The 16,430-nt window shown below is 70.8% G+C and carries 15 protein-coding genes; 5 read left to right on the top strand and 10 right to left on the bottom strand.

The annotated features are described in order from the left end of the window. Window positions 1–69 precede the first annotated feature (69 nt). The 4 genes from QSK17_RS00075 to QSK17_RS00060 form a co-directional block, all read right to left on the bottom strand. A complete protein-coding gene (locus tag QSK17_RS00075) occupies window positions 70–747 on the bottom strand; it encodes a TetR/AcrR family transcriptional regulator (protein ID WP_285702246.1) in 678 nt (225 codons plus the stop codon). Further along, window positions 744–3,080 carry a YhgE/Pip domain-containing protein gene (locus QSK17_RS00070; protein WP_285702245.1) on the bottom strand — a complete coding sequence of 779 codons (2,337 nt, stop codon included), beginning with the start codon at window positions 3,078–3,080 and terminating at the stop codon, window positions 744–746. The genes QSK17_RS00075 and QSK17_RS00070 overlap by 4 nt, the downstream gene beginning before the upstream one ends. A gap of 14 nt (window positions 3,081–3,094) precedes the next feature. Continuing rightward, on the bottom strand, window positions 3,095–3,748 hold the full coding sequence (locus tag QSK17_RS00065; protein ID WP_285702244.1) for an ABC transporter ATP-binding protein: 654 nt from the start codon (window positions 3,746–3,748) through the stop codon (window positions 3,095–3,097). 165 nt (window positions 3,749–3,913) lie between these two features. Continuing rightward, window positions 3,914–5,251 carry a dipeptidase gene (locus tag QSK17_RS00060; protein WP_285702243.1) on the bottom strand — a complete coding sequence of 446 codons (1,338 nt, stop codon included), beginning with the start codon at window positions 5,249–5,251 and terminating at the stop codon, window positions 3,914–3,916. A 249-nt stretch (window positions 5,252–5,500) separates the two neighbouring features. Here QSK17_RS00060 and QSK17_RS00055 point away from each other — a divergent pair, with 249 nt between their 5' ends. Further along, window positions 5,501–6,883 (top strand): aspartate aminotransferase family protein, encoded by a 1,383-nt coding sequence (locus QSK17_RS00055; RefSeq protein WP_285702242.1) that lies wholly within the window; start codon window positions 5,501–5,503, stop codon window positions 6,881–6,883. Between the two features lie 29 nt (window positions 6,884–6,912). Then, complete coding sequence (gene ald, locus QSK17_RS00050) at window positions 6,913–8,028, top strand: alanine dehydrogenase (protein WP_285702241.1); 1,116 nt, start codon at window positions 6,913–6,915, stop codon at window positions 8,026–8,028. Window positions 8,029–8,105: 77 nt separating this feature from the next. On the opposite strand, the gene QSK17_RS00045 is transcribed toward ald, so the two are convergent. Together QSK17_RS00045 and QSK17_RS00040 are read right to left on the bottom strand one after the other, a co-directional pair. Further along, window positions 8,106–9,296 carry a sulfite exporter TauE/SafE family protein gene (locus tag QSK17_RS00045; RefSeq protein ID WP_285702240.1) on the bottom strand — a complete coding sequence of 397 codons (1,191 nt, stop codon included), beginning with the start codon at window positions 9,294–9,296 and terminating at the stop codon, window positions 8,106–8,108. A gap of 2 nt (window positions 9,297–9,298) precedes the next feature. Further along, a complete protein-coding gene (locus QSK17_RS00040) occupies window positions 9,299–9,499 on the bottom strand; it encodes a hypothetical protein (RefSeq protein WP_285702239.1) in 201 nt (66 codons plus the stop codon). Between the two features lie 370 nt (window positions 9,500–9,869). Here QSK17_RS00040 and QSK17_RS00035 point away from each other — a divergent pair, with 370 nt between their 5' ends. Beyond that, complete coding sequence (locus QSK17_RS00035; protein WP_285702238.1) at window positions 9,870–10,496, top strand: hypothetical protein; 627 nt, start codon at window positions 9,870–9,872, stop codon at window positions 10,494–10,496. 358 nt (window positions 10,497–10,854) lie between these two features. Here QSK17_RS00035 and QSK17_RS00030 read toward each other — a convergent pair whose 3' ends face one another. The 4 genes from QSK17_RS00030 to QSK17_RS00015 form a co-directional block, all read right to left on the bottom strand. After that, window positions 10,855–11,502, bottom strand: coding sequence for a phosphatase PAP2 family protein (locus tag QSK17_RS00030; protein WP_285702237.1), 648 nt, complete (start codon window positions 11,500–11,502; stop codon window positions 10,855–10,857). Between the two features lie 134 nt (window positions 11,503–11,636). Beyond that, a complete protein-coding gene (locus tag QSK17_RS00025; protein ID WP_285702236.1) occupies window positions 11,637–12,299 on the bottom strand; it encodes a response regulator in 663 nt (220 codons plus the stop codon). Next, window positions 12,296–13,450, bottom strand: coding sequence for a sensor histidine kinase (locus QSK17_RS00020; RefSeq protein ID WP_285702235.1), 1,155 nt, complete (start codon window positions 13,448–13,450; stop codon window positions 12,296–12,298). Before QSK17_RS00020 ends, QSK17_RS00025 begins: the two co-directional genes overlap by 4 nt. A gap of 31 nt (window positions 13,451–13,481) precedes the next feature. After that, window positions 13,482–13,658: a winged helix-turn-helix transcriptional regulator gene (locus tag QSK17_RS00015; RefSeq protein ID WP_285702234.1), complete on the bottom strand. Its 177-nt coding sequence runs from the start codon at window positions 13,656–13,658 to the stop codon at window positions 13,482–13,484. Window positions 13,659–13,688: 30 nt separating this feature from the next. Here QSK17_RS00015 and QSK17_RS00010 point away from each other — a divergent pair, with 30 nt between their 5' ends. Both QSK17_RS00010 and QSK17_RS00005 read left to right on the top strand, forming a co-directional pair. Next, window positions 13,689–14,270, top strand: a complete 582-nt coding sequence (locus QSK17_RS00010) for an NADPH-dependent FMN reductase (RefSeq protein WP_285702233.1) — start codon at window positions 13,689–13,691, stop codon at window positions 14,268–14,270. Window positions 14,271–14,420: 150 nt separating this feature from the next. Then, on the top strand, window positions 14,421–16,280 hold the full coding sequence (locus QSK17_RS00005) for a gamma-glutamyltransferase family protein (RefSeq protein ID WP_285702232.1): 1,860 nt from the start codon (window positions 14,421–14,423) through the stop codon (window positions 16,278–16,280). Window positions 16,281–16,430 lie beyond the last annotated feature (150 nt).

The raw sequence follows: 16,430 nt of genomic DNA, 5'->3' as shown, positions 1-16,430 counted from the left end.
CCGGCTGCTGAGATCGTTGTTCATCCTGACGAACGGCGAACCACGTTAGTTGCAGATCGTCTCGGACGGCTAACCCGCTTCGACCGATTTGGTCACTTGGTTGGTCACTTGGCTGGTCACCCGCCCGTGGATCAGCTCGACGAGCGTGGCGTGCACCTCCTCCAGCGGGTGGTCGGGACGCAGCACACGCCGCTCGATCGAGACCGTCAGCACCATGCCGAACAGCGCGGTGGCGGCGGTCCCGGTGTCGAAGTCCGCGCGCAGCTCCCCGGCAGCGACTGTGTCCGCCCGCACGTCCGCCAGCACCCGCTCGTAGACGCCGAGCGCGCCCTGCCGGAGCCGGACGACGGCGTCATGCCAGGCCGTGCGCCACATCTCCCCGAACAGCACCCGGGCGAACGGCCCGTACTCGTCGAAGAACCGGAGCTGGGCCAGCACGACCGCGTCGAGCCGGGCCAGCGGAGCCGCCGCTGTTCCAGGCGGCCGAGAGGCGTTCCCCCGGACCACTGCGGGGGCCTCAGCGGGAACCTCCGCCGCCTCGGCCAGGGACGCGGTGAGTCGCTGGATGCCGTGGTCGAGCAGGGCCGCGAACAAGCCGTCCTTGCTGCCGAAGTTGTAGAACACGGTCCCCTTGGCCACGCCCGCCCGCTCGGCGATCGCGTCGACCGTGGTCCCGGCGAACCCCTGCTCGGCGATCAGCTCGACCGCGGCGCGGAAGAGCCGGTTCCTGGTGTCCTCGCGGGTCACAGCGCCAGCTCCGGCTTGAGCCTGCGCATGGTCCAGGTACGGCCCCTGCGCACCGCGAGCATGGTCAGCGCGAGACCGGCGACGACGAAGATGGACAGCACGCCGCAAGCCTGCCACACGACGGTCGGATCGCCGCCGCTGATCAGCCTCCGCATCCCCGAGACCACCCAGCTCATCGGCAGCCACGGCGAGATGGTCTGGAAGAACCCGGGCGAGGTCTCGATCGGGTAGGTCCCGGCAGCCGAGGTCAGCTGCAGCATCAGCAATGCCAGCACCAGCACGCGCCCGGGCGGCCCGGCGAGCGCGTTGACCGCCTGCACGATCGCGAGGAAGGCCGCCACCGTGAGCAGCAGGAACGCGGCCACGCCGGCCCAGTGTTCCGCCTCCATGCCGAGGCCGAACCGCAGCACGCCGAGCAGCACCGCGACCTGCAGCGCGCCCATCGCCACGCCGGGCAGCCAGCCCGCGAGAGCCGTACGCCAGGCCGGGGCGGAGCCCGCGAGCAGCCGGGGGTTGATCGGCCGCAGCACCATGTACGTCACCATCGCGCCGACCCACAGCGCGAGCGGCAGGAAGAACGGCGCGAAGCCGGTGCCGTAGTTGGGCACCTCGTTGTCCACCTCGGTGTTCACCCGGACCGGCTCACTCATCATGTCCGTACGGCTGTCGCGCTGGGCGGTGTCGTAGGAGGGGATCTGCGTCGCCCCGTCGCCGAGCTTGGCGGCCAGTTCACCCGAGCCGTCGGCGAGCTCGCCCAGGCCGGAGCCGAGCTGCCCCGCGCCGCCGCGCAGCTCGCCGATGCCGTCTCCGAGCTGCCCCGCGCCGGTCGCGAGCGTGCCGAGGCCCGCGGTGAGCTGTGCGGCGCCGCTGTCGAGCCGGCGCAGCCCGGCCGACAGGGTCCCGGCGCCCTTGCCCAGCTCGCCGACCCCGCTCGTGAGCGACGTCGCCCCCTTCAGCGCCTTGCCGGTGCCGTCGTGGAGGTCGGAGGCACCCTTGGCGAGCTGCCGCAAACCGCTGTCGAGCGTGTTGAACTGGTCGCGGGCCTGGTCCAGTTTGCCGCCGAGCGCGGGCGCGGCCTCGGCGAGCGCGCGGGCGTCCTCGGCCAGGGCGCGCGCCTTGCGGGCGAGGTCGTCCACCGCGGCGGACTGGGCCGCGACCCGGTCCTGCAGGCGGCCGGCCGTACCCGCCAGCTCGCCCGCCGAGCCGGACGCCCGGCCGACGAGGGAGCGGAGCTCCGGATCCGCGTCGGGGTGGGAGTCCAGCCACCGCTCGACCGCCCGCAGGTCGCGCTGCGCCTCCCCGGCCTGGTTCCGTACGGCGTCTGGCAGGTCGCCGAGGGCGTTCGCGATCGTGTCGGCGCCCTCGGCCACGGCCAGCGCCGCCGACCGGATGGCCGGGCCGTTCTCGGTCAGGATCGGCACGTACTTGTCCGCCGCGCGGTTGATCGTGGGGGACAGCGCGTGCACGTTCTCGTACGCCTCCCGGTTGCCCTCGGCGAGCTTGGCGGCGCCCTTGTCGAGGGCCGAGAGGCCCGCGCGCAGCTCCGCCGCGCCCTTGCCCGCCGTCGACAGGCCGTTCGCCAATTTGGTCGAGCCCTTGTACGCGTCGCCGAGGCCCCGCGCCAGCGTCCCCGATCCGTCCTGGAGCGTGGTCGCGCCCGTGGAGAGCTTGCGTACGGCGGTCTGCGCGCTGCCGAGGCCCTTGTTCAGCTTGGCCGCGCCCTCCTGGGCGGTCGCCGACCCGTCGTGCAGCCGGCCGGCGCCGTCGGCCGCCTGCGCGGTGGCGTCGTGCATATCGGCGAAGGACAGGAAGATCTGGTCGAGATAGTCCTTCACCGCGCTGCGGTCGGCCGCCGCCTTCACCTCGTCGAACACCGCGTCGGAGATCGTCCGCATGATGTAGCTGCGGCCCGTGTCCACGCGTACGCCGAGCCAGGCGGGGCGCGGCTCGCCGTCCCCGGAGGGCGACGTGAGGTTGGCGCTGAAGTCGCGCGGGATCGTCAGCGATAGGTAGTACGTCCCGTCGCGCATACCCTGCTCGGCCGCGGCGGCGTCGGTCCGGTGCCAGGAGAAGACCTCGCGGTCCTGGAGCTCCTGGGCCAGGTCCCGGCCCGCGGTGACGGTCTTGCCGTTCACCGTCGCCGCCCGGTCCTCCATGACCAGGGCGACGGGGATGTTCTTCAGGTTGCCCTGCGGGTCCCAGAACGACCACAGGTAGAGCCCGGCGTACAGCAGCGGCAGCATGACGACGCCCACCAGCGCGGCCCGGGTCAGCCGGGACCGGGTGAACCGCCGCAGCTCCAGGCGGCCGAGATGGAGGGGAAGCGGCTTCACGGGAGGTTGTTCCTTCACGGGAGTTCTGTGCTGGCGTCGGCGTGACGCCCGGCGAGCGCCGGGCCGGTGCAGGAGGCGACGACGGTGAGGCCGCCGTCCGCGAGGTCGCGCAGGGTCCGCCAGAGCTCGTTCCCACGTGCCTCGGGGAGCCCGAGATCGGCATCGTCGACCAGGAGCAGGCCCGGCCGGTCGAGCAGCGCGAGCGTGATCCCGAGGCGGACCGCCTGGTCGCGGGTGAGCTGTCGCGCGAGAGTGCGCTCCCCGCCGGGTAGGGCGGTCACGTCGAGCCCGGCCCGCGCGAGTGCGGCGCCCGCCGTCGACGCGTACCGCCTGCGCCACGGCAGCCCCCACGGGCCGAGCCGCTCGTGCAGGTGCTCCCGTACGGACAGGGCGCCGTCGAGCTCGTTCACGCCGGAGGTCAGGCCGAGCGCGGCGGCTCGCTGGATGCGGCGGATTCGGCTCTGGCCGCCGACGACGAGCGTGCCGGACGTGGGTTTCATCCGGCCGGCCAGAGTCAGGAGGAGGCTGGTCCGCCCGCTGCCCGCCGCCCCCACGACGGCGGTGAGGGTGCCCGGCTTGGCGGTGAGGGAGACACCCGAGTAGACGGTGCCGTGCTCGCCCTTCAGCGTGAGGTCCTCCGCCACGACCTCTACCCCTGTGAGCGTCACGCCCGCCTCCTTGTTGAACTGACCAGTCAGTGCAAATTTAGACCCATGCGTCGCCCTACTTCGCCGCGGCGAGATGTGATTTAAGTGACTGGCGTGGTTCGTCCCGGTCGTGCGGCCCCTCGCTTCCGAGGGGGGAAGCGGGGGGCCGCACGACCGGCGGGTGGCTCAGGCGCCGTAGTTCGCCAGGAACAGCGCCTCGGCGGTGATGACCCGGCGCAGCTCGTCGAGCACCACACGCTCGTTGGGCGCGTGGATCGACGCGTCGTCGTCCTCGGCGCCGTACAGCAGGATCTCGGCCTCGGGGAACAGCCCGGAGAGCTTCGCGACCAGCGGGATCGAGCCGCCCTGACCCACGTCGCGCGGCGTGCGGCCGAAGGCCCGCTCCATCGCCCCGTCGATCGCGGCCCGCGCCCGGCCGCCCGTGCCGGCCGTGAAGCCCGACCCGGTGACGAAGTCGTCGAACGTCACCTGGGCGCCCCAGGGCGCGACCTTCTGCAGGAAGCCCGTCACGTCGTCGAGCGCGGTCTTCGCGTCGCCCGCCGGAGGGATCCTGATCGTGACGCGCGCCCGGGCCACCGGCTGCACGGCGTTGACGGCGCCTGACACGGTCGGCACGTCCAGCCCGGTCACGGTGATCGCGTACGACGCCCAGAGGCGGTCGGTCAGCGACCCCGAGCCGACCAGCGAGACGCCGTCGAGCACGCCCGCGGAGATCCGGAAGTCGTCCTCGGACTCGTCGGAGCCGTCGAAGGTGCCCTGGGCCAGGCCCGGCACGCGTACGTCGCCGCGATCGTCGTGCAGCGTGGACAACATCCGCATGAGGGCGGCCAGGGCGTCCGGCGCGGCGCCGCCGAACCCGCCGCTGTGCAGCGCCTCGCGGAGCGTCCGCACCTCGACGGTGAAGGCGGCCATCCCGCGCAGCGTCGTCGTCAGGGCCGGGTCGCCCACGCGCGGGTTACCGCAGTCCGCGACCACGATCGCGTCGGCGCGCACCAGCTCGGGGTTGGCCTCGACGAAGTCCTCCAGACGTTCCCCGGCGTACTCCTCCTGGCCCTCGATGATGACCTTGACGCCGACCGGGAACTCGCCGTTGAAGGCGCGCAGCGCCGCCACGTGGGCGATCACGCCGCTCTTGTCGTCGGCGGTGCCCCTGCCGTAAAGCGCGCCGTCGATCAGCGTCGGCTCGAACGGCGGCGTGCGCCACTGGGCCAGGTCGCCGGCCGGCTGCACGTCGTAGTGCGCGTACAACAGGACGGTGGGCGCCCCTGCGGGGGCGGGCGCCTCGCCGTACACGGCGGGAAAGCTGCCCTCGACCGGGATCTGGCGCACGTTCCGCAGGCCGGCGCCGCGCAACAGCTCCTCGGTCAGCGCCGCGGCGGCGAGCACCGGCTCGTCGGGGTGGCCGGGGAACGCCACCGACGGGATGGCGGCGAGCCGGGTCAGATCCTCCACGGCCCGCGGCATGCCGGCCTCGACTGCGCTTTCGATCTCTTGTGGTGTCATGCGTTTCCCCTTCTCCGACCCCTTTGTCGGATGCTGTCCGATGTGCCTCATTGCACCACACCGCTGACGTGGGCAAGCGCTCGGCGAAGTCGGGCTTGTCCGGGAATCGCCTAACGGATTTCGTTGTGGTTACATGTCAACGTCACGGATTCCGAAGTTGATGCACATTGGAGCCACGCAATCGCTTGGCTTTTGTGACTTCGGCGTGCAGACTGAAGCAAGCACCAGATCACCCTAGGGAAGGTTGCGATGACGGACCCCGACGTTCTCAAGGCCGCACAGGACAACCTGTGGATGCATTTCACCCGGCACAGCGCCTACCAGGGCGCGGAGGTGCCGATGATCGTCAGGGGTGAGGGCGCCTATGTCTATGACATCCACGGCAAGCGCTACCTCGACGGTCTGGCCGGCCTTTTCGTCGTCCAGGTCGGCCACGGGCGCGAGGAGCTGGCCGAGGCCGCCGCGAAGCAGGCCAAGGAGCTGGCGTTCTTCCCGCTGTGGTCGTACGCCCACCCGAAGGCGGCCGAGCTGGCGCAGCGGATCGCCGAGCTGACCCCCGGCGACCTCAACCGCGTCTTCTTCACCACCGGTGGTGGCGAGGCCGTGGAGTCGGCGTGGAAGCTCGCCAAGCAGTACTTCAAGACCCAGGGCAAGCCGCTGAAGACCAAGGTCGTCAGCCGCTCCATCGCCTACCACGGCACGCCGCAGGGCGCGCTGTCCATCACCGGCATCCCCGCGCTGAAGCAGGTCTTCGAGCCGCTGGTGCCCGGTGCCATCAAGGTGCCGAACACCAACATCTACCGCGCCGACGAGATCACCGGCTTCGCCGGGTCCGACAAGGACCCTGAGGCGTTCGGCCGCTGGGCGGCCGAGGAGGTCGGCCGGGCCATCGAGATGGAGGGTCCGGACACCGTCGCCGCCGTCTTCGTCGAGCCGGTCCAGAACTCCGGCGGCTGCTTCCCGCCGCCCCCCGGATACTTCCGGCGGCTGCGCGAGATCTGCGACCAGTACGACGTGCTCCTCGTCTCCGACGAGGTCATCTGCGCCTTCGGGCGTCTCGGCACGATGTTCGGCGGTCAGAAGTTCGACTACGTGCCGGACATCATCACCTGCGCCAAGGGCCTGACCAGCGGTTACGCCCCCATCGGCGCGATGATCGCCTCCGAGCGGCTGTTCGAGCCGTTCAAGGACGGCACGGAGATGTTCGCCCACGGCTACACCTTCGGCGGCCACCCGGTCGCCTCGGCGGTCGCGCTGGCCAACCTCGACATCTTCGAGCGCGAGGACATTCTCGGCCACGTCACCGCCAACGAGCCCGTCTTCCGCGGAACGCTGGAGAAGCTGCTCGACCTGCCGATCGTCGGCGACGTCCGCGGCTCCGGCTACTTCTACGGAATCGAGCTCGTCAAGGACAAGTCGACCAAGGAGACGTTCAACGACGAAGAGTCGGAGCGACTGCTGCGCGGGTTCCTCTCCAAGGCCCTCTACGACGCGGGCCTCTACTGCCGCGCCGACGACCGCGGCGACCCGGTGGTCCAGCTCGCGCCGCCACTGATCTGTGGCCCCAAGGAGTTCGACGAGATCGAGGGGATCCTCCGCTCGGTGCTCACGGAGGCTTGGGCCCGGCTATGAAACCGTGACCCTATGAAGGGAACCCGTCCATGAAAATCGGAGTGCCTGCCGAGGTCAAGAACCACGAGTACCGCGTCGCCGCGACCCCAGCGGGAGTTCACGAACTCCTCCGCCACGGTCACGACGTCCACGTACAGCGTGGAGCTGGCCTCGGCTCGCACATCACTGACGAGGAGTACCTCGCAGCGGGCGCCAAGATCCTGGACACCGCCGACGCCGTCTGGGCCGAGTCGGAGATGATCCTCAAGGTCAAGGAGCCGGTCGCGGAGGAGTATCACCGCCTCCGCGAGGATCAGGTTCTCTTCACGTATCTTCACCTCGCCGCTTCCCGTTCCTGCACCGACGCGCTGCTCACGTCGAAGACGACGGCCATCGCGTACGAGACGGTGCAGGTCGGGAACGGCCTGCCGCTGCTCGCCCCGATGTCGGAGGTGGCCGGACGGCTCGCCGCGCAGGTCGGCGCGTACAACCTGATGCGGTTCAACGGCGGGCGGGGCGTGCTGCCCGGTGGAGTCCCCGGCGTTTCACCGGCGAAGGTGGTCGTCATCGGCGGCGGCGTCTCCGGCCTCAACGCCGCGCAGGTCGCGGTCGGCATGGGTGCCGACGTCACCATGCTCGACATCAGCATCGACCGGCTGCGCTTCATCGACGCCATCTATCAAGGGCGTCTCAAAACTGTCGTGTCCAGCGCGTACGCGATCGAGCGGGCGGTGCTGGACGCCGACCTGGTCATCGGCGCGGTCCTCATCCCCGGTGCCAAGGCGCCCACCCTCGTGTCGAACGGGCTGGTCTCCCGGATGAAGCCGGGATCGGTGCTCGTGGACATCGCGATCGACCAGGGCGGCTGCTTCGAGGACTCCCGGCCCACCACGCACGCGGAGCCGACGTTCAAGGTCCACGAATCGATCTTCTACTGCGTGGCCAACATGCCGGGTGCGGTGGCCAACACATCGACGTACGCCCTGACCAACGCCACGCTTCCCTACGCGGTGAAGCTGGCCGACCTGGGCTGGCGTGAGGCGCTGCGCGGTGACCCGGCGCTGCGGCTGGGGCTCAACACCCACGCCGGCCGGATCACCAGCGAACCGGTGGCGGTGGCGCACGGCCTGCCACTCACCCGGGTCACGGAGCTTCTCGCCGCCTGACCTGTCCTCCCCGTTTCCGACTCCCGTCAGCGACTCGGACATCGCGTGGTGTCACCGAGAGGTGGCACCGCGCCGGGTCACGGAGCCACGAACCGGATGAACCCGGTGTACATCCCCATGCCGCACGCGTAGCGGAGGTCGCCCGGTGGTCGCGACCGCAGCCGTACGACCTCCTGGCCGGTCACGGGCAACACGACGTCGTGGCCGTCCACCGTGACGGTACGGGTGCAGCCGCCGTTGCCGTCGGTGCGGAAGGCGATCTCCAAGGGAAGGCCGGCCCGGGCCGTGACGATTCCGGGCCGGAAGCCGCGTTCGGTCGCCCAGATCGTGATCCGCTGGACACCGCCGGGCCCGGCCGACGCGATCGGCGCGGCGGTGCTCGCCCGGGCGCTGGCCCGGGCGGCGACACCGAAGCCGGGCAGCCCGATCTCGGGCATCCAGCCGCCCAGCCGGAGTCCCGACGACACCGTGAAAAGTCCGGCGGCCAGCGCCGCCACCCCGGCCAGGGCGGCCAGCCGGGTCGAGGAGAGCCGGCGCAGCAGCAGCCCGAGCGCCGCGAAGGCCGGTGCCGTGCCCAGCACGAACCCGGCCATCACCGCCGTCCCGGCAAGTGCCGACCCGGTGGAAACGGCCGCGACCTCCATGCTGATCGTCACGCCGCAGGGGATGAGCACCGTGGCCGCGCCCAGCCACAGGCCCCGCCGTATCGGCGACCTGGCCATCCGGCCCGGCGGTTCCAGGGCTGACGCGGCAAGATGCCGGCCGGTGTGGTCGTGCCGGCCGGTGTGGTTGGTGTGGTCGTGCCGGCCCGGAGCGCAGCCGGGGGGTTCGCGGCGCCGGATGAGTCGGACGGCGAAGACCATGACCACGAGCCCGGCGCCCACGAGCAGCACCGCCCGCACGGACGGCCCGAGCTGTACGGCTGAGCCCGCCAGGCCGAGCAGCGCGCCGGCGAGCGCGTGAGAGGCGAGTCTGCCGGTGAGGAACGCCCCCACCGCCATCGCGTCGCTCGCTGTCGTTGTCGTCGCCGTTGTCGTCGCCGTCGCCGGGGTCGCGGTCCTGGCCGCGAGCCCGATGCCTCCGCGGTCCTCGGGTCCGAGCTCCGGGCGAGTGGGCTCCGGGCGAGTGGGCTCCGGTCCAGGACGCGCGGGTAGTCGGGAGGACCTGGTCAGGCCGATGAGCAGGCCCCCCTGGACCGCCGTGCACGAGGCGGTGCCTGCCGCGAGCCCCGCGGCGAACCCGCCGGCGAAGAGGGCGGCCGGGCCCACGTTCAGGTGACGAGAGCCAGGTCGTCCAGGCTGCCGTTCTTCGCGGCCTCGACGATCGAGCCGAACTGGTCGAGGCTCATCTCCACCCGCTGTCCGAAGTCGTCGGTGATGACGACCTGACGGTCCAGCGGAGCGGACGAGTCGACGAAGAGCTCCGGACAGCCGCAGTTGCAGCTACCGCAGAAACGCGCTATTGACCGCACAGTGTCCTCCTTTGGGCGGGCCCTCACGCGCAACGTAACGTCGCAGTCCGGAGACGACCAGTAACAGTTGGGTGGCTTCGTCAGGACATCACCCGATCGCCCGCGACGTCGATCGTCCCCTTGGTGGGCCAGGGCGACGCGTCCGAGGCGAGGAACGGCATCGCGTTCGCCACGTCGTCCGGCGTGCCGAGGATGGCGCCGCGGCTGCATCCCGGCGCGGAGAGTCGCCGCCTACCGTTCCGGTGGCGTTTCCCCCCGCTCCTCGCAGTACTCCCGCAGCCGTGCGTCTTGTCGCACAGAGTTACGCAATCTGACCATGTGTGACTTCGTGCAGCTCTAGGCTGGTGCTCCCCATTCCCAAAGGAGCACGATGAGTCGCCTTGCCGCCTTCCTCGACGAGGCCGATGTGGAACCGGCGCAAAGCAGACAGGGCATCTATGTTGTCGCGGCGGCCGTGGTGGAAAACGCTGAGGCGAACCTGCTGAGGGCCTTCCTTCGATCGCTGGTTCAACCTGAGGACATCGACCCCAAGCATGGGTTCGGCAGATTGCACGTGTCCAGGATCAAGGACAAGCAGCGCAAGGCGCGGATCGTGGCGACCCTTGGGATGTTGCGCGGAGTCACCTTTTGGCTGGGATGTTGTACCGGATATCGGGATCCCAAGGAGCGCGAGCACGTCCGCCGACTCGTTCTCGACGACCTACTGCCGTGGTTGGTCAAGGCGGGAGCCGAGCAGATCACCATCGAGCAGCGGGAGGATGCCGCCCTCCGCGCGGCCGATATGCGGACGATCGCGCACCTGCGGTCTGCCGGTCACCTTACGGACGTCGCCGTACATCAGGCGCCGCCGTCCGCGGATCCACTGCTGTGGGTGGCCGACGCATGCGCGGCGGCTTGGCGGCGTGCCTTCGTGGAGGAGAAGAGCAACTGGTCGAGCTGGTACGAGACGCACACGACGCTCGTCGATGTCGCGTACGAGAAGCGAAAAGGCCGCTGAAACGCGCCGAGCCGGGCTCCCGGCTGTGCGGGGGTTCCCGGCTCCACGTCTTCCGTGTCCCGTTGGGACCGGCTCGATACAAGGGTCACGGATCGGTGGCGGGATGTCAACCGAAAGTAGCGAAACAACGGGTGCCGGTGACCGGGTGGTCCGGGCAGCGGCGGCCCGCGAGCGGATCGAGGCGCTCACGGGCAGGGGCGCGCGGGGTGTGGTTTGGGTGGATAGTCCGTTGCCGCGCAGGTCGACATCCGGATGCCCGAGCTCGACGGCCCGGCCGCGACCGCCGAGGGCAGCGTCAAGACGTACATGAGCACAATCCTGGGCCGGTTGGGGGCGCGTGACCGTACGGAGGCGGCGCTCATCGCCGATGAGCCGGGACTGACCGACTCGTCCGCGCGTCGGTGAGCAGGACGCGCAGGGCGGCCGTGCTCCGGGCCCATCCGGCCAGGGACGTCACCGGCACCGCCAGGACCAGCATGATCAGGGGAGCGGCGATCGCGCCCAGCAGGACGCCCGCGAGGACGTCGTGCGGGAAGTGGACGCCGACGAAGACCCGGGAGAACGCGCCGAGCACGGCGAGGATCGTCACGTAGGGCATGGTGCGCCGCCAGGCGACGACCAGGGCGGCCGCGGCCGCGGCGACGAGCGTCGAGTGGTTGCTCGGCAGCGACCAGTCCCCGAGAGGAGGGCACTGGGCGATGGTGACGACACCGGACACGAGCCGGCAGGGCCGGTCCTCCTGGATGAAGGTCTTGATCACCTCGCTGACCAGGTAGGCCGTCACCATCGCCACGGGCGCGAGCAGCGCGAAAGCCATCGTGCGGTCGTCCCGCCGCCTGGCCCGCCACCACGCGCCCAGGAAGAGCGCGGCGAAGACGAGGAGCACCGCGTCCGTGCCGACGTCGACCAGTTGCTGGAACCAGTGCGGAGTCCTCCCGGCGAAGTCGACGATGTCCCGGTACCACTCCACGCTGATGTCGGGGATGTCGTCGAGCTGGTTGTTCATGTGTCGTTCTCCGTGACTTAACCGATCATTAACTAGTCACAGGACAGTACGGCCATTTCCGAGTGCGCGCGGTCACCCGAGGTAGTGAATCCGGGTTGACTTGGTCAATGTCGCCGGATCGATGTCGCCGGGTTTCAGAGCCAGCCCGGCCGGACCAGTCCGGACTCGTACGCGATCACGACGAGCTGGGCGCGGTCGCGGGCGCGGAGCTTCATCATGGTGCGGCTGACGTGGGTCTTGGCGGTCGCCGGCGACATGAACAGCTTGGCCGCGATCTCGTCGTTGGTCATGCCGGTGCCGACCAGGCCGAGGACCTCGCGTTCCCGGTCCGTCAGCACGTCCAGCTCCCGCGCCGCCCCCGGCGACTTCGCCCTGGCGGCGTACTCGGCGATGAGGCGGCGGGTCACGCTCGGCGACAGCAGCGCGTCTCCCGACGCGACCACCCGGACGGCCTGGATGAGCTCGGCGGGCTCGGTGTCCTTGACCAGGAAGCCGCTCGCGCCGTTCCGCAGCGCCTCGAATACGTACTCGTCCAGCTCGAACGTCGTCAGCATGATGATCCGGGTGGCGTCGAGTGAGGCGTCGGCGCCGATCGTCCTCGTGGCGGTCAGGCCGTCCATGCCGGGCATCCGGATGTCCATCAGCACCACGTCGGGATGGAGCTCCCGCGCCAGCTGTACGGCCTCCGCGCCGTCGCCGGCCTCGCCCACCACGGTCATGCCGTCCTGGGCGTCGAGCAGGGCGCGGAACCCGGCCCGGACCAGCGCCTGGTCGTCGGCCAGCACGATTGTGATCATTTGGGCTCCTCGTCGGGTGGCGCGGGCAGGGGAAGGGTGGCGGAGACGCGGAAGCCGCCGTCGGGTCGCGGTCCGGCCGAGAGGGAGCCGCCCAGCGCGGCGGCCCGCTCGCGCATGCCCGGAATGCCGTTGCCGCCGCCGAGGCCGGCTACGGGCTTCGCCGCGCCCGCGCCGTCGTCCTCGACGAGCAGGGCCAGCTCGCGGGGGCCGTACGAGATCCGGAGGGTCACCCGGGAGCCGGGGGCGTGCCGGGTGATGTTGGTGAGGGACTCCTGGACGATCCGGTATCCGGCCCGGTTCACGCCGGCCGGGACGGGCCTGACGTCGCCGTCGATCGTGACCTTCACCCGCAGGCCGCTGCGCTCGACCAGCTCGTCCAGCCGGTCCATCCCCGCGGTGGGGGAGCGTGGCGCGTCGTCCCGCAGGACGCTGAGCACGCCGCGCATCTCCGTCAGCACGTCCTTGGACGCCTGCTTGATCGTGGCGAGGGCCGTACGGGCCTGCTCGGGGTGGTCGTCGATCAGGTGCAGCGCCGTGGACGCCTGGACGTGGATCAGCGAGATGTTGTGCGCGAGGACGTCGTGCAGTTCCTGGGCCATGCTGAGCCGTTCCTCGCTGGCCTGGCGCCTGGACTCCTCGGCGGCCACCCGCTCGTGCTCGATCAGCCGCCCGCGCCGGGCCCGGTAGAACTCCGCGACCGTGAGGGTGAGCAGCAGGAACGCCGCGATCGCGGAGTGGTGGAACCAGTCCTGGGGCTCGGGGATGAGCCAGGTGGAGTACGCGACGAAGAACAGGAACGTGGCGCCGCCGGCCACCCAGGCGGCCAGGCGGTGCCCGGCGACGATCGCCCAGAACAGCACGATCGCCGGGCTGACGAACACCGGGCCGTAGGAGAAGTCCAGCAGCAGGTACGCCCAGGTGGCCGCCAGCGTGGCCACCAGGGCCCCGACTGGGAAACGGTGGCGCACCGCGATGGCGGCCGGGCCGACGAGCAGCAGCGCGTACCCGCGCCAGTCCAGCGGAATCCGGCCCAGCTTCTCCATGTGGACCTGCCATTGCTGCACGCTGTGCTGCCCGAGCACCTGGAAGAGGGCCACGACCACGGGAAGGACGGATCGGGCCAGGTGGTGCCATCGGGAGCGGTTTCGCACATCAGCACGCTAGCCAGTGCCGCCCACCGCTTCATCCGCCCGGCGCCGGAGCGGGCACTACACCCCCGGGAGTAGCCGCCGGCTCGGGCAGGGTGATCCACCTGCCGGACCAGGCGACCAGGGCCTCGATGGCGGGTTCGAGCTCATGACCCTTGGCGGTGAGGTGGGACTCAACGTGGACGGGGGCGACGGTATGTTGAGAATTCAAGCATTTTTGTGTGCGTCGTTAAGGAGTGTTATGGCCAGGCCGATTCTGCAGATCATCGTGGCGAGCACCCGACCCGGCCGGGTCGGCCTGCCGGTGGCGGAGTGGTTCCGTGACCGCGCTGTCGCCCAGGACGTCTTCGACGTCGAGATCGTCGACCTCGCCGAGGTGGACCTGCCGTTCATGAACGAGCCGCACCACCCGCGGCTCCGGCAGTACGTCCACCAGCACACCAAGGAGTGGAGCGCGACCGTCGAGCGGGCCGACGCGTTCGTGCTCGTCACCCCGGAGTACAACCACAGCTTCAACGCGGTGCTGAAGAACGCGCTGGACTACCTGCACAGCGAGTGGCAGTTCAAGCCGGTCGGCTTCGTGAGCTATGGAGGCGTGTCCGCCGGCACCCGGGCCGTGCAGATGCTCAAGCAGGTCGTCTCCGGGCTGAAGATGCTGCCGGTCGTCGAGGCGGTCACCATCCCGTTCGTCCGGGAGTTCCTGGACGAGGAGGGGCGCGTGCGGCCCAACGACGTCATGAACCAGGCCGCCGACGCGATGCTCGCCGAGATCGCCAGGATCGCCCCGGCGCTCCAGAACCTGCGGGCCCCCGCGGCCCCGTGAGTAACGCCCGGTCCCGTGAGTAACGCCCGGCCCCGTGACATACCGTCCGCCGTCGAGCGGCCGCGTTGGGCTCGTCCCGACCGGATGCGGCCATCCCATAGCGGTTTCTGACCCGCTCAGTCATGCTTGAGTGATCTACGGAGGTCACCCATGCGGATCAAGGGACACCGTGGCGCTCTCGCGCCGCTCGCGCTCATCCTCGTCACCGGTCTCGTCGCCCCGCCCGCCCACGCCACACCGCAGGTGGCCCCACAGACAACTCCACAGATAAGCCCACAGGGAGGGAAGGTCCCGGTCGCGGAGGGCTACGGCGGCGCGGTGGCGACCGTCGACCTGGACGCCAGCAGGGCGGCGCTGAAGATCCTCAAGCAGGGTGGCAACGCGATCGACGCGGCCGTCGCGGCGGCGGCCACCCTCGGCGTGACCGAGCCCTACTCGGCGGGACTCGCGGGCGGAGGCTTCCTCGTCTACTACGACGCCCGGCGAAAGGGCGTGTTCACGATCGACGGCAGGGAGACCGCGCCGCGGGCGATGACGTCCACGGCGTTCGAGGGCATCCCGTTCGCCGAGGCGGTGACGAGCGGGCTCTCGGCCGGCGTGCCCGGCAGCGTCGCGCAGTGGGATCTCGCGTTACGCCGGTTCGGCACGCTCCCGCTCCGCAAGGCGCTGCAGCCCGCGATCGAGGTCGCGGAACGCGGCTTCGTCGTCGACCAGACGTTCCACGACCAGACGGCGGACAACGCCGACCGGTTCAAGGACTTCACCTCCACCTCCCGCCTGTATCTGCCCGGTGGCGCCCCGCCCGCCGTCGGATCGGTCTTCCGCAACCACGACCTCGCCGCGACGTACCGAGAGCTGGGCAGGCGCGGCCCCTCCTGGCTGTACGACGGGGCGCTGGGAGCGGAGGTCGTCGCCACGGTGAAGCGCCCGCCGGTCACGCCGGGCGCGGCGCGGGTGGTCCGGCCCGGCCTGATGGAGCTCTCCGACCTGCGCGCCTATCGGGCACTCGAACGGCCGCCGACGCACGTCACCGTCAAGGGCCTCGACGTGTACGGCATGGCGCCCCCGTCCTCGGGCGGCTCGACCGTCGGCGAGGCCCTCGGCATCCTGTCCGCGACCGGGGAGACGGAGAAGGCACCGCTGCACGCGTACCTGGAGGCGTCACGGCTGGCCTTCGCCGACCGGAACGCGTTCGTGGGTGACCCCGCGTACGTGGGCGTGCCGCTGGACGAACTGCTGTCGGAGGGTTTCGCCAAGGAGCGGGCGTGCCTCATCGGCCCAGCCGCCATGCCGAACCCGGCGGCGCCCGGCTCACCCGACGGGACATACGCGCCCTGCCCGGCGGCGTCCCCGACCGGCGTCCCGGACGGTTCCGATGATCTACGGGACAAGGGTGTTCAGGCTGTTCAGGGGCAGGGCGCCCAGGAGGAGAAGCCCGAGGGGCCGGAGACGACGCACCTCGCCGTGACCGACAAGTGGGGGAACGTCGTCGCGTACAACATCACGATCGAGCAGACCGGCGGCAACGGCATCGTCGTGCCCGGTCGCGGGTTCCTGCTCAACAACCAGCTGACCGACTTCACGTTCGGCCCCGCTCCTGGGGACCCCAACCTGCCCGCTCCCGGAAAGCGGCCCCGCTCGTCGATGGCCCCCACGATCGTCCTCAAGGACGGCAGGCCGTTGCTCGCGGTCGGCTCCCCGGGCGGCGCGACGATCATCACGACCGTGCTGCAGATCCTCGTCAACCGGTTCGACCTCGGGATGTCCCTGCCGGACGCGCTGGCCGCGCCCCGGGCCTCGCAGCGGAACGCGGCCGCGACGCAGGCCGAGCCCGCCTTCATCGACCGGTACGGCCCGGCGCTCACCTCGCTCGGGCACGCGTTCACGCCGACGCCGGAGATCGGCGCCGCCACGGGGCTGGAGTTCCTCGGCCGCGGCAGGGTGCAGGCCGTGGCGGAGCCGGCGCGCCGAGGCGGCGGCAGCGCGCTGGTGGTGTCCCCGACTCCCTAGTCACCGTGGGTTCTAGTGCCGTGACCGGCAAGGTTTGCCCGGAAGGAGCGGTGTCCAGGGTGGTGCATCGCAAGGCGGAGGAGGAGGTCGTAGCGGAGCCTACGGCCGACGACGACAACGCGGCGAGGTGCCGCCCTGGGCGACGCGACG

It is taken from the genome of Microtetraspora sp. NBRC 16547 (assembly GCF_030268965.1).
Taxonomy (GTDB): domain Bacteria; phylum Actinomycetota; class Actinomycetes; order Streptosporangiales; family Streptosporangiaceae; genus Microtetraspora.
The sequence above is the reverse complement of the archived record's forward strand: the minus strand, read 5'-3'. Positions and strand labels throughout refer to the sequence as shown.